The sequence below is a fragment of the Streptomyces sp. NPDC049687 genome (genome assembly GCF_044465285.1).
GTDB lineage: Bacteria > Actinomycetota > Actinomycetes > Streptomycetales > Streptomycetaceae > Streptomyces.
Window position 1 is genome coordinate 1120112 of the sequence record NZ_JBITLN010000001.1, and the last position, 13197, is coordinate 1133308.

Below are 13197 nucleotides of genomic sequence, written 5' to 3' on the forward strand. Positions count from 1 at the left end.
AACTTCCTGATCGTAGGGAACGTCATGAAAGGACGAGGAAAGGAAGAGGGCAGGACAGGTGTGCCGGGCCCTCGACGGACCCGGCACACCCCCGAAGTGATGACGACCCGTCACATATCGGGGAGGGCCGTCAGCGCGGCCATCTGCTGCACCGCGATCTGGTCGGCCGCGCCGCTGTAGACGCGGACCTCGTCGATCGCGCCGGCGAAGTACTCGCTCGCCCCGCGCAGCGAACGGCCCACCTGGAGGCCGCCGGTGGCGGACCACAGGGTGTCGTCCGTGCCGTAGGCACCGGCGACGAGCTGGCCCTCGACGTACAGCCGCACCGAGTTGGCGAAGGCGTCGTAGACGACCGCCAGGTGCTGACCGGAGCCGCCGCCGTCGGGCTTTTCCTGGTCGTCGGTGAAGGTGACGACCCCGGCGGCGGCCGCGTCCGTCTTGGCGACGGCGAGTTCCCACTGGCCGGTGGTGGCCTGGTAGCGAACCTGTAGACGGTTGGCGTTCGTGCCCGGCAGGGACAGCACCGTCTGCGACATCTCGGCGTCCGGTGTGGTCAGCTGGGCGCGGACGGACACGGTGAAGCTGGTGTTGCCGGTGACCGGGGCGGTGGCGGTGGACGCGTAGTCCCCGTTCCCGTCCAGGACCAGGTTGCCGTCGCCGACCAGCGCTGCGGTGTCGAACACATCGGCCGGGCGGTAGATGGAGGCGTTGCCCGCGAGGGTCAGCGCCTGGCCGCCGCCGGTCTCGGCGGAGGCGCCACTGGTGGCGTCGTCGAGCTGCCAGTAGGCCTTGCGCTCCGGCTTGATGGTCATCAGCTCGGCGACCTGGGCCGCCGGCAGGACCCGGTCGAAGACGCGGACCTCGGCGAGGTCACCCGTGAAGTTGTCGCGGTAGCCGCTCTTGGCCGTGGCGCGGCCGATCTGCAGCGGGCCGTACGACTTCCAGGTGGACCGGCGCGTGGCGGAACCCTTCAGGTCCTTGTTGATGTAGAGCTGGAGTTGGGGGCCGTTGCTGTTCTGGGCGTCGTACACACCCGTGAGCAGCACCCACTGGTCCTTGACCGGGGTCACTCCGGTCGAGACGGCTTTCCACTCGCCGAGCGAGTCCACGTCGTTGACCGGGACGGAGAACTTCCAGGTCTGCGCGGACGCGTCGTAGCCGAAGGTGAAGCCGGGCTCGCCGGTGCCGTCCTGGCTGACGACCACCATGTCCTTGTCCAGCGCGGTGGGCCGCACCCACGCGCTGACGCTGAAGCTCTTGGCGGTGTCGAGGACGGTCTCGCTGGCGTCGAGGTAGGCCTCGGAGCTGCCGTCGAAGTGCGCGGCCTTGTCGACCTTGCCGCCGGGGCCCTCCGCGCCGAACGCGACGGCGGTGCCCGCGGTCGCCGAGAACTCGCCGCTCTCGTCGTGCGCTTCGGTGTCGCCCGCCTGGTCGGCGAGGTTCCACTGGGCGACGACCGGCGTGCCCTCGCTCACCAGGAACTCGTAGTGCGCCCTGGTGCTGGGGTTCTCCGCCTTGTCGACGGCGATCACGTCGACCCAGTGCCGCCCGGCCCGGGTCGGCATCCACTGCACGGAGACGGAGCCGCCCGCCGCGGACGGGGTGGCGACGGTCGCGGGGCTCGCCGTGCTGTCGAAGGCGTACCGGTACTTGACGACGTCGGTGTCCGGGATGGAGTCGTTCGGGTTGGGGGCGAAGGTGAAGGTGCCGTAGGTGCCCACGCCGTCGTGGTAGACCGTGTCGGACGGGTACTGCTTGGACAGGACGTTCGGCTTGCCGGGCAGCGTCTTGTCGTACATGAACTCGCAGCGCTGCGCGGTGTCGCCGTCGTAGCTCCACGGGCCGTAGCCGTCACCGTCGGTGGCGCGTGCGCTCCAGTAGATGACCGTGTTCTGCGGGATCGACGACTTGACCGTGTGCGTGAACCTGGTGCTGGTCGTCGGGGAGAGCCAGTCCGGCGTCAGGTACGTGTAGGACTTGGCCTCCTTGGTGGTCGGGTCGGTCCACTCCACCTTGAACTCGACCTTGACCTTGTCGGTCTGGCCGTTGCCGTGGTCGGGGTCGCTCGCGATGGCCTGGAGCTTCGGCGGCACCTCGGAGTACTCGCGGCTCGAACCCCACTTGCACAGACCACCGGGGTCCGTGGACATGTCGGACGTCTTGATCTGCCGCGGCAGGTTGTTGTACTTGACCGACAGGTAGGCGTTGCCGCAGATCCGCTTCCACTCGGCGAAGCGGGACTCGTCGGCCGCCCTCAGGCCCAGCGTCATCGAGCTCCAGCCACCCGCGGCGGCCGTCTTGATCTCACTGGTCAGCTCGCCGGACGCGCCGCTCTCGAAGTGCAGGTTGGCCTGGCTGGAGCAGGAGGTCGGGGAGATCGCCTTGTCGACGGTCTGGAGATAGTCGTCCCAGTCGTCCGAGGTGTTGGACCAGCTGCTCGACGACGTCAGCGAGTAGTTCTGGCCCCCGATCCGGTAGAGCTGGATGGGCTCCGCGGTCGGGGACGCGCTGTAGATGTGCTCCACCCGGGCGGAGAAGGTCGCGCCCAGGATCTGCTTCCCCTTGTAGAAGGAGAGCGGCATCGTGAACATCACGCGGCGCACGCCGACACCGTTGCAGGAGACCGGGTTGTAGTCGGTCGGGCACTTGCCGACGCCCGCGCTGCCGGAGTACTTCCAGTCCTGCTCACCGGGCATCCCGGACATGACGCCGGTCCAGGAGGTGCGCGAGGTGGTGCGCGAGATCGGGTCGATGACGACCGGGAAGACGGTGTCGGCGCCCTTGAGGAGCTTCTGGTCGGGGACGAGGCTCAGCTTGCCCTTGCCGACCTCGACGCCCAGCGGGGCGACACGGCCGCCGCCGCCCGGGCCCTCCAGGGCGGGTTCGGGGGCGACCTGCGGGCCCGGGGTGGTCGTGGGAGTGGCAGCGGTGGTCTCGTCCGCGCCCGCCGCGGCGGACTTCAGCGCCTTCGCGACGGCCTTGGGGCCCTGCTTCCTGGTGGCGGCCTCCTCGACGGCGGCCGAGTCCCACATCGAGGGCTTGCCGGCATGGAAGACGGTGCCGCCGACGACGGAGTCCTCCGCGACGATCGCCCCGGTGGCGTCCTCCGCGACCTTCAGACCGTCGGTGGTCATACCGAGGTCGACCTTGGCCAGCCTCGGGTCGGCCGCCGCCTCGGGCGTCTTGACGACCAGCAGGTGGCCGAAGCCGTCGGCCTCGGCGCGCACGGTCAGGTCGACGCCGGGCAGAACCTCGGCGTAGGTGGCGGTGTCACCCTCCACCTTCGGCGCGGGCAGCTTGCCGTACGGCCAGGTCAGGGCGAACTCGCGGCCCGCCCGCTGCATCGTCACGAACGGCTTGCCCGCCTGGCCGGCGGAGAAGCTGAGGTCCACGGTGGCGGCCTTCGGGCCCCACGTGCCGTCGGCGCGCTTCACCAGCGTCGCGTCGACCGGGACCCACTTGCCGCCCTGGACCGTGCGCACCGGCTCGGTGTACTCGCGGGCGGTGAAGGTGCCGTCGGGCTCGGCGAAGATCTCCCGGCGCTCGGTGCGCAGGCCGACGACCTCGGTCTTCTTCCCGCTGTCCTTCGCGGCCGCCATGGCCTGCTGCTCGGTCACCATCGGCTGGTCGGCCGCGACCGTCGTCTGGTCCCGGCCCGGAGCACCGCCCGGCAGGACCGCCAGGGTGCCCGCCGTCACCGCACCGGCGACGGCGGCCGCGACGGCGGCGCGCACCAGCACGCCACGCCGTAGGGGTCTGTGTCTGTCTGCGGACACGCGTCCACTCTCCCGTTGCTTCATGTCTGTCTCGGGTCGGGTCATCGGATGGTCGCTCCGAAGGCGCCGCCAACCGCGGGAATGCCATGCCGTCGGTCGTCGCGTTGAACGGCAACGTCCAACGGACGGGCAGGCCTCGTCAGCGGACAGTCGCCCCGAAGGCGACGCCGGTCGCCGGGATGCCGCCCTCACCGGGCTTGATCGTCTGAGTCGGCGCCCCGCCGGAGGTCACGCTCCATGGGAAGCCGTAGACCGCGTGGCCCTCGGCCGGGCCGTAGGGCATACCCACGTACAGCAGGGACGGAGTGGCGGCCAGGGAGAGGCCGGTGAGCATGCGGGGCGCGGGCGTGGACGGGATGCCGTAGCCGGGGTCGATCCACTGGTCGGAGGCGCCGGGCGCGCCGACCAGCGGGACGATCTGCACGCCGCCCTTGTCCGAGTGCTCCTCTGAGGACTCGTCGCCGGGTACACCGATGGCGACCTTGGTGGTCGTGGCCGTGGAGGTGGCGTTGGGGGAGGTGTTGACGGCGGTGAGCCGCTTGCCGAACAGATCGCCGGCGTCGGCCACCTCTTCCACGTTCTCGGAGTTCTGGTCGATCCAGGCGAGCTGGCTGAAGGTGCCGCTCGCCGTGAGCCTGAAGACCTGGACGGCGCCCGCGTCGACGGTGGTCGCCAGGTCCTCGCCGGGGACGCCCACCACGAGCAGCGACTCGGTGGTGGAGGTCGCGCCGGAGGCCCGGTACGGGACCATGGCGAGCGCGGCACCGAACTGGTCGCCGACCTCCTCGGCGCCGCTGATCTCGTCCTGGTCCTGGCCGAGGCCGCCGAGCGGTTTCGGGGAGTTGGAAGTCAGCGTGTGGCTGAAGTAGGCGGCGCCGCCGGCGAAGGCCACGGTGCCGAGCGCCTCGCCCGGGGTGCCGACCGCGAAGTGGGTCGGGGTCGCGGCGAGCGTGGAGCCGAAGCGGTCGTCCTGTTCGGCGGTGCCGGGCACGGCGCCGGCGGTCTCGGTGTTCTGGCTGACACCGACGACCGTCTGGGCGGTGCCGCTGACGTAGAAGAAGGATCCCGCGTCCTCGACGGTGCCGATGGACTCCCCGGGGCTGCCGATCAGCAGGAACGGCGTGCCGGCCGAGGTCTTCCCGGCCGCGACGGCGTAGCCGACCCAGTCCTCGGCCTCCGCTGCGCCGGCCAGCGGCTTGTCGCTGCCCTGGAGGAACTCCTTGACGGCCTTGCCCGAGCCCAGCCCGGTAGTGGCGCCGTAGATCACCTGGACGAATCCCGCGTCAGGAGCGGTGCCGAGGTCCTCGTAGGGTGTGCCGACCACGAGGTCGCTGCATCCGTCGAGGTCGGCGTCGTAGACGGCCAACGAGTAGCCGTACTGATCGCCCCTCTCGGGAGCGCCCGGGATGGTGTCCAGGGCCTGGGTGATGGTCGTGCTGCCCTTGCCGCCGCCGTACACGACGTGGACGGCACCCGCTTTGGCCACGCCGTCGACGGTCGCCTCCGGGTCGGCGACCGCCGTATCCCTGACGCCGTCGCCGTTGAAGTCCGACTCGACTCCCGACGGGCACGCGACTGCGGCCGCGGCGGGAGTGCCGCCGCTTCCGAGCCCCGAGGTCAGTAATGCCCCCGCCGCAACGGTGACGGCAGCACGCCGCCACGTTTTCCCCACCCTTGACACATTCGCCCCGTGAATAAAGAGAAGTTAAAGAAAGTCAAGGAATCCTCTCCTTGCTCGTCGTGCACATGCAATACCAAACCGTCACTGCAGAACGTGACAACAATCACAGTAATCACACACGTTTCCCCAAGATGCCGTGCCGCGCACCGCACGACCACCGCCCCCACACCCACCCGCCCCCGGCCCCGTATGCTCGCCACGCGAACGCAGACACCGGAAGGCGATGAAGTGAACTACAGGGTCCAGCCCAGCGCGCAGGTCGACGAGAGTGCCGAGATCGGCGCGGGCAGCAGTGTCTGGGACCTCGCGCAGATCCGTGAGGGCGCCCGCCTCGGCGAGGGCTGTGTGATCGGCCGGGGTGCGTACGTCGGTTCGGGCGTGCGCATGGGCGACAACTGCAAGCTGCAGAACTACGCGCTCGTCTACGAGCCCGCCGAGCTGGGCAATGGTGTCTTCATCGGCCCCGCCGTGGTCCTCACCAATGACCACAACCCGCGTTCCGTTGACCCCGACGGCAAGCAGAAGCGCGGCGGCGACTGGGAGGCCGTCGGTGTGAAGATCGCCGACGGGGCGTCGATCGGGGCGCGTTCCGTGTGCGTGGCACCGCTCACCATCGGACGCTGGGCGATGGTCGCCGCAGGCGCCGTCGTCACCAGGGACGTTCCCGACTTCGCCCTCGTGGTGGGCGTGCCCGCCCGGCAGATCGGCTGGGTCGGCCGCGTCGGCGTCCGTCTGGTCGAGCGCGAGGGCGAGACCGGCGTGTGGGAGTGCCCGAAGACGGGCGAGCTGTACGACGAGAAGGACGGCGTCCTCACCGAGCGCGCCCTCTGAGGACAGCGGTACCGCCGGAGTACGGCCCCACCGGCCCGGCCTCGGCTACTCCGACGGGCGTGGCATCGGCTCCCGCGGCGGATGCCACGTCCAGTGGCGGTCCACCACCAGTGGCAGCCCCAGGACCACCGGCATCCACATCAGGACGGCCAGGCGGTCCGCCTCCTGGACGAGGGGATGGGCGGTGACCAGGCACACCCCCGTGAGCCCGGTCGCCAGGGCGAGCCGGCCGAGCCCGTCGCCGTAGCGGACCAGGGCCCAGGCCGCGAGGGCCGTGAGAGCCAGGAAGTACGGCAGCTCCGCCTGCTGGGCCGCCCAGTCCCGCCAGAACCGTGCGGCGAGACCGAGCAGTCTGCCCCAGGGGTCGGCGACCTCCGGATCCGCGAAGTGGTGGGTGAAGGTGTCCTGCAGGGTGACCTGCGAGGACGGCAGGGCAAGGGCCCGCATCGCCACGAACACCCCACCCGCGGCCAGCGCCGACAGCCCCGCCAGGACGACCGTGCCCCGGTGCCGGAGCCGTCCCGGGAAGCACAGGCCCGCCGTCGCGGCAGCCGCCACGAACGCCGCGAGGACCAGCACCGACGAGTAGCGAGTGACGGCGCCCGTCCCGTAGGCGAGGGACGTGAGGGCGGCCGCCCACGGCAGGGACCGGTTCCTGAGCAGCAGCAGACCGCCCCACAGCGCGCCGAGCACGCACACCGTGAACAGCCCCTCCCCCAGCGCCTGGGCACTCCACCACCCGAGCGGCGTGGCGAGGAACGCCACTTGGCCGACGACCGCCGCCCCGCGCGCCAGCCCCGCGCCGCGCAGCAGACCGAACACCATGAGCGAACCGGCCGCCGCCGTGAGCAGCCCCAGCAGCCGCATGCCCTTCAGCACCCCGAAGGCACCGACGAAGGGGGCCGCGAGCAGCGGGTAGCCGGGCCGGCTGGAAAAGATGGCCTGGTAGCGAGGGTCGGCCGTGGTGATGTCCTCGGCGTCGGCCCACCGGTCGAGGCAGGCCCGCTCGGCATCGGCCTTGAGGGCGCTCGCGCTCTTGCGGGTCGTCGGCTGGAGCCGCCCGTCGTGCGCCGCGCGGTCGGCCCGGCTGGTGCAGAACGCCGCCAGCGCCGTGCGGTGGGCCTCCTCCCGGGAGGCGCCCAGGTACTGCTCGGCGGCGCGGGCGTAGCGGTAGGAGTCGGGGAAGAGGGTCCACTGGGGGCCGGCGGCGAGCTGAAGCACGGCGTACACGAGGCAGGTCAGCAGGGGGAGGGCGGTTCGCCACCGGGACGGACGGGTGACGGTGGGCGCCTCGGTCGGCGCGGTGCGGACGTCCGACACGTAGGGGTCCCCCGGCATAGGAAAACGGCCCCGGCCGACTGGCCGGAGCCGCATCATCCTACGACGGTTCCGCCGCGGTCATCAGCCGCCGATGACCACCCGGCGGACGCCCTTCCAGGCCTCCGGGTCGGTGGTACGACGGCCGTCGACGAGGACCGTGACGTCCGGCAGGTCCGCCGGGGTCAGGGTGCGGTACTCGGCGTGGTCGGCCTGGAGGATCGCCGCGGTGACCTTCTCGCCGGCATGCGGGGTCAGACCGTGCGCGGCCAGTTCCTCGGCCGTGTACATCGGGTCGGAGACGAACGGCACCGCGCCGCGCGCCTTGAGGGCCTCGACGGTCGGGAAGACGCCCGAGAAGGCCGTCTCCTTGACGCCACCGCGGTAGGCGGCGCCCAGGACGAGGACGCCCACGCCGGTCAGGTCCCCGTAGGCGGCCGCCAGCAGGTCCACCGCGTACTCCGGCATCGCGGCGTTCGCCTCACGGGCGGAGCGCACGACGGTCGCGGCCGGGTCGTTCCACAGGTACATCCGCGGGTAGATCGGGATGCAGTGGCCGCCGACCGCGATGCCCGGCTGGTGGATGTGGCTGTACGGCTGCGAGTTGCAGGCCTCGATGACCTTCTTGACGTCGATGCCGTTGCTGTCGGCGAACCGCGCGAACTGGTTCGCCAGCCCGATGTTGACGTCCCGGTAGGTCGTCTCGGCCAGCTTGGCGAGCTCGGAGGCCTCGGCGGTGCCCAGGTCCCAGACGCCGTTCGGCTGCGGCAGGTCGGCGCGCTCGTCGAAGTCGAGGACCCGCTCGTAGAACTCCACGCCACGGGCCGTCGACGCCTCGTCGATGCCGCCGACCAGCTTGGGGTAGCGGCGCAGGTCGGCGAAGACCCGGCCGGTGAGGACACGCTCCGGGGAGAAGACGAGGTGGAAGTCCTCGCCCGCGGTCAGACCCGAGCCCTCGGCGAGCATCGGCGCCCAGCGGGTGCGCGTGGTGCCGACCGGGAGGGTCGTCTCGTACGAGACCAGCGTGCCGGGCTTGAGGCCCTGCGCGATCGCCTTGGTCGCCGCGTCCATCCAGCCGAAGTCCGGCACGCCCTCGGCGTCGACGAACAGCGGGACGACCACGACGACGGCCTCGGACTCGGCGACCGCGGACGCGGTGTCCGTGGTCGCGCTCAGCAGGCCGGCGTCGACGGCCTGCTTCAGCTTGACGTCCAGGTCGTGCTCACCGGGGAACGGCTCGACACCGGCGTTGACCAGCTCGACGACCTTCTCGTTGACGTCCGCGCCGATGACCCGGTGGCCCTTGGAGGCGAACTGCACCGCCAGCGGGAGCCCGATCTTGCCGAGCGCTACTACACAGATGTTCATGGAGGGTCGCTACTTCTTCCTTTTGGAACGGGACTTCAGTTTCCGGACAAGGCCCCCCAGCGCCCGCCGGACGACAGTTGTCTTCGGGGGGTACATCTGGGCCGTGTCGACCACCACGCGTCCCTTGGAGTTGACCAGCGCCGACGCCCGGTACGGGTCGTCGTCCCGGCCCCACCTGCGGGCCAGCGGCATGGGCAGCCCCTTGCCCCGCACGGGGATCTCGTACGTCGAACCGGCCACGTCCACGTACACGCGCACGCCCCGCTTGCCGTTGACGAGCTCCAGCGGGACCCGGGCGTGCAGCACGCAGGCGGCACCGTCCTCTGCCGTCTCCACCCGCATCCCGCCCACCACCGGGGCCAGTTCGTGCCCGGCCTTCAGCCGGCGCGCGCCCGGCTTGTCCGCCGACTTCGGCATCGCGCCCTTGACCAGCCGCAGGGCCGGGCCGGCGCCTTCGACGTCTCCGAGGATCGGCAGCCGTACGGACGCCGTGTAGGCGAGCGTCTCGCCCTGCTGCTCCCAGCCGGAGGCCAGCAGCTCGGTGCCCTTGGCGAGGCGGCCCGGGACGGCCTCCCCGACCAGCTCGTAGACCCGGTCGGGAACCCCGATCCGCGGGTCGCGGAAGCCGGGGTAGCGGGCGTAGGCGCGCTCGCCCTCGACGACGAACGGAGGCGCCCCGTGCTCCTTCTCCGACGAGATCGCCTCGGCCAGCTCGTCGACCGCCCCGGCCTGCGCCAGCGCGATCCGCACCCGGCGCTTGACGTCCATGGCGTCCCGGATGCCGTCGGTGAAGTAGGCGTCGGCGAGCCGGCCGATGCCCGCGCAGAGCTGCCGCTGCAACTCCCGGTCCAGGGACGGGAAGTCGTCCTGGACCAGCTTGGCCAGCTCCCAGGTGAAGTGCCGGCGCAGCACGGCGTCGCGCCCGGGGCCCTCCTCGATGAGGCCGGCCGTGAAGTCGACGATCTCCGCCGCCGCCCGCAGCCGCGCCAGATGGTCGGCGCGGTAGGTGATGTTGCTGGCGTCACCGCGCTTGACGGCGTAGTAGCAGGTGTAGTCGGCCACCACCGAGATCTTCCGGGCGCGGACGCACGCCTCGATGGTGAACGGCTGGTCGCTGCCCACGGGCAGGTGCTCGGGGAAGCGCAGCTTGTGCTTCTCCACCAGGTCCCGCCGGAACAGCTTGGTGTTGGCGAGGGTGAACGGCAGCGCCGAGTCGTACAGGCTGACGTCCGCGACGTTCTCCTTGTACAGCGCCTGGTGCACGTACCGGCCGTTGGTGCCGACCATCTTGCCGACGACGACGTCCGAGTCGTTCTCGTCGGCGCACTTCACCATGCGCTCCAGCGCCTCCTCGCCGAGGTAGTCGTCGGAGCCGATGAAGTAGACGTAACGGCCGGTGGCCACGTCCAGCGCACGGTTGCTGGGCGCGGCCGGGCCGCCGGAGTTCGGCTGGTGGATCACCTTGACGGTGTCGGGGTACAGCGCCGCGAACCGGTCCAGCTCGGGGCCGCTGTCGTCCGTGGAGCCGTCGTCGACGGCGACGACCTCCAGACGCTCCCGGCCGATGCTCTGCCCGATCAGGGAGTTCAGACACTCCGTCAGGTACGGCATGGTGTTGTACACCGCGACGACCACGCTGACGTCCGGTGTGCCGCTCATGCTCCCGCCTCCACCGGTCTGCGCTCGGCCGCCGGGCGGACCGCGCTGCCGGGAACCAGCCGGGTGTAGACCTTGTCGAGGAGCTCGGCCTGGGCCTCCCAGGTCCACTCCTCCAGCAGGCCGGAGGTGTCGTACACGCCCCGGTAGCGGGCCGCGTCGCCGAGCACCGACTTCACCGCGCGCACGTAGTCCTCGACGTCCTCGGCCTTGAAGACCTCGCCCTGGCCGGTGCGCTGGACCATCTCGCCCATCGTCTTCACATCGCTGACGATCAGCGGCAGCCGGGCGTGCGAGTACTCGAAGAACTTGGTGATGAGGGCGATCTCGTGGTTCGGCCAGTGGTGGATCGGGATGACCCCGAGGTCCGCCGCCGCCAGGAAACGCACCACCTGGTAGTGCGGCACGTACGGCAGGATGTGCAGCCGGTCGGAGACACCCAGTTCCTCGGCGCGCTCACGCAGGCCGCGCATGTACTCGGACTCGGTGTTCAGCACGACGAACGCGGTGTGCACCTCCGACAGCTGCGGCAGCGACTCGACCATGATGTCGAGGCCGCGCTGCGGGGCGGCGGCACCGCTGTACACGGTCAGCGGCACGTCGTGGCCGATGCCGCACAGCTCGCGCAGGTCCGGGACCGGCTCGGCGGCCTGCTCCGGCGAGATCTCCGCGTCGGGGGCGTTGAGCACGACGGACGGGCGCTCCTTGAGCGAGTGCCGCTCCTGGAGCATCCCGGCGAGCGTGTCGGACACCGTGGTGACGGCGTCGGCGAACCGCGAGTACTCCAGCTCGTGCGCGCACTGCGCCTTGTGCCAGCGCGGGTGCGAGTTCCACGGCTTGATGCCGGGCAGGAACTCGTGGGCGTCCCACACCAGCTTGACGTCGCGGCCCCGGGCCCGGGCGCGCAGCGTGGCGCGGGCGCCGACACCCAGCATGCGGAAGTCGTTGGCGTGGATCAGGTCCGGGTCGAGCTCGTCGATGACCTTGCCGTACGCCAGCTCCAGGTCCCACAGGTGCGGGTCGAGCTTGCGCCAGCTGCGGGTGCCCATCGTCCTGTGCCAGAACGCGGTGGTGAACCGGTCCAGCGGGCCTTCCATCTCCTTGCGGCTCTTCTCCAGCTTGGCTGTCTTGCGCGCCCGCAGGTTCACCCAGTTCTGGACGAACCGGGAGGCGACCCGGGGCAGCACCAGGCGCAGCCGGGTGAGGAACGAGCCCTCCTGCTGGGCGAGGATCAGCCGGATGTTGAGGTCGGCGCGCCAGGCCTTGATCTTCTGACGGCGGTACGCGGCCAGCGGGCCCGGCTTGTAGGCCAGCGGCGAGCGCAGCACGGCCCTGCGGTACTCGTGGCGTCGGCGGTGCATCGGCCCGGGCACCGGCAGCAGACGCACCTGTGCCTTGCCGATCTCCCAGGTCGTCTCCTGTTTCCCCTTGCCCTTGCCGAGCAGGATCACGTCCCACCCGGCCTCGGCGGCCGAACGTGCTTCCTTCTGCACGCGCGAGTCGCCGTTCACCCCGTTGTCGACGAGCATGACGATGCGGCCACGCACCGACTTCTGCGCCGACGTGTTCTCAGCTGCCATGAGTTGCCAGGTCCTCCGCCTGAAGGGAAACGCTACGGTTCTCGGTCGCCGACTGCAGCACCGCGGCCGCCACCTGAACGGTGCGCATCCCCTGGCGCAGGGTGCAGATGTCGGCGTCCTTGCCGAGCACGGCGTCCCGGAACAGTTCGTGCTCGACCTGCAGCGGCTCACGCTTGGGGATGGCGTACCGGATCATGTCGCCCTCGGACACGCCGCGGAAGGCCTGCAGGGCCTCCCACTCGGTGGTCACGGCGGCGTTGGAGTGGAACGTCAGGTCGGCGGTGAGGGTGTCGGCGATGAAGCAGCCGCGCTCGCCGGTGACCGAGGTGAAGCGCTCCTTGAGCGGGCTCAGCCAGTTCACCAGGTGGTTGACCATGGTGCCGTCGTCGAGGCGGCCCACCGCGGAGACCATGTCCTCGTGGATGCGGCCGCTCTTGGAGACGGTGTGCGCGGCGATGGACACGTACTCGCGTCCGGTCACCCAGCCGGTGAGGTCGATGTCGTGGGTGGCGAGGTCCTTGACCACGCCGACGTCCGCTATGCGGTGCGGGAAGGGGCCCTGGCGGCGGGTGACGACCTGGTAGACGTCACCGAGCTCGCCGGCCTCCAGCCGGGCGCGCAGCGAGCGCAGCGCGGGGTTGCACCGCTCGATGTGACCGACACCGGCGACCAGACCGCGCGACTCGAACGCCTCGACGAGGCGGCGGGCGCCGTCCACGGACTCCGCGACCGGCTTCTCGATGAGCGCGCAGACCCCGGCCTCGGCGAGCGCCAGGCCGACCTCCTCGTGGAGGTGGGTGGGGCAGGCCACGACCGCGTAGTCGACGCCGAGGGCGATGAGCTCCTCGACGGTGTTCAGGATCGGCGCGCCCTGGGCGGCGCCGAACTTGTCACCCATCGGGTCGACGACGCCGACGAGGTCGACGCCCTCCAGACCGGACAGGACACGGGCGTGGTGACGCCCCATGGAACCGAGACCGACGAGTCC

General features: G+C 70.9%; 8 protein-coding genes. 1 reads left to right on the forward strand and 7 read right to left on the reverse strand.

Annotated elements, in window-relative coordinates; all coding sequences use genetic code 11:
- Positions 1-110: 110 nt before the first annotated feature.
- Positions 111-3776, reverse strand: a complete 3666-nt coding sequence (locus tag ACIBVL_RS05040; RefSeq protein WP_399091831.1) for a LamG domain-containing protein — start codon at positions 3774-3776, stop codon at positions 111-113.
- Between the two features lie 139 nt (positions 3777-3915).
- Positions 3916-5448 carry an FG-GAP repeat domain-containing protein gene (locus ACIBVL_RS05045; RefSeq protein ID WP_399091834.1) on the reverse strand — a complete coding sequence of 511 codons (1533 nt, stop codon included), beginning with the start codon at positions 5446-5448 and terminating at the stop codon, positions 3916-3918.
- A 237-nt stretch (positions 5449-5685) separates the two neighbouring features.
- Here ACIBVL_RS05045 and ACIBVL_RS05050 point away from each other — a divergent pair, with 237 nt between their 5' ends.
- Complete coding sequence (locus tag ACIBVL_RS05050) at positions 5686-6288, forward strand: acyltransferase (protein ID WP_399091837.1); 603 nt, start codon at positions 5686-5688, stop codon at positions 6286-6288.
- A 45-nt stretch (positions 6289-6333) separates the two neighbouring features.
- Here the strand turns inward: ACIBVL_RS05050 and ACIBVL_RS05055 are convergent, their stop codons facing one another.
- From ACIBVL_RS05055 to ACIBVL_RS05075, 5 genes are all read right to left on the reverse strand, one after another.
- Positions 6334-7608 (reverse strand): hypothetical protein, encoded by a 1275-nt coding sequence (locus ACIBVL_RS05055; RefSeq protein ID WP_399091840.1) that lies wholly within the window; start codon positions 7606-7608, stop codon positions 6334-6336.
- Between the two features lie 81 nt (positions 7609-7689).
- On the reverse strand, positions 7690-8973 hold the full coding sequence (locus ACIBVL_RS05060; RefSeq protein ID WP_399091843.1) for a nucleotide sugar dehydrogenase: 1284 nt from the start codon (positions 8971-8973) through the stop codon (positions 7690-7692).
- 9 nt (positions 8974-8982) lie between these two features.
- Positions 8983-10632, reverse strand: a complete 1650-nt coding sequence (locus ACIBVL_RS05065) for a glycosyltransferase family 2 protein (RefSeq protein ID WP_399091846.1) — start codon at positions 10630-10632, stop codon at positions 8983-8985.
- Positions 10629-12209: a glycosyltransferase family 4 protein gene (locus ACIBVL_RS05070; RefSeq protein WP_399091849.1), complete on the reverse strand. Its 1581-nt coding sequence runs from the start codon at positions 12207-12209 to the stop codon at positions 10629-10631. Before ACIBVL_RS05070 ends, ACIBVL_RS05065 begins: the two co-directional genes overlap by 4 nt.
- A complete protein-coding gene (locus tag ACIBVL_RS05075; protein WP_399092079.1) occupies positions 12199-13176 on the reverse strand; it encodes a Gfo/Idh/MocA family protein in 978 nt (325 codons plus the stop codon). The genes ACIBVL_RS05070 and ACIBVL_RS05075 overlap by 11 nt, the downstream gene beginning before the upstream one ends.
- Positions 13177-13197: the final 21 nt, after the last annotated feature.

Coding starts and splice junctions, on each gene's coding strand:
- ACIBVL_RS05060 (WP_399091843.1), bottom strand. CDS start 8,973: ATGAACATCTGTGTAGTAGCGCTCGGCAAGATCGGGCTCCCGCTGGCG.
- ACIBVL_RS05065 (WP_399091846.1), bottom strand. CDS start 10,632: ATGAGCGGCACACCGGACGTCAGCGTGGTCGTCGCGGTGTACAACACC.
- ACIBVL_RS05070 (WP_399091849.1), bottom strand. CDS start 12,209: ATGGCAGCTGAGAACACGTCGGCGCAGAAGTCGGTGCGTGGCCGCATC.
- ACIBVL_RS05075 (WP_399092079.1), bottom strand. CDS start 13,176: ATGGGGCGTCACCACGCCCGTGTCCTGTCCGGTCTGGAGGGCGTCGAC.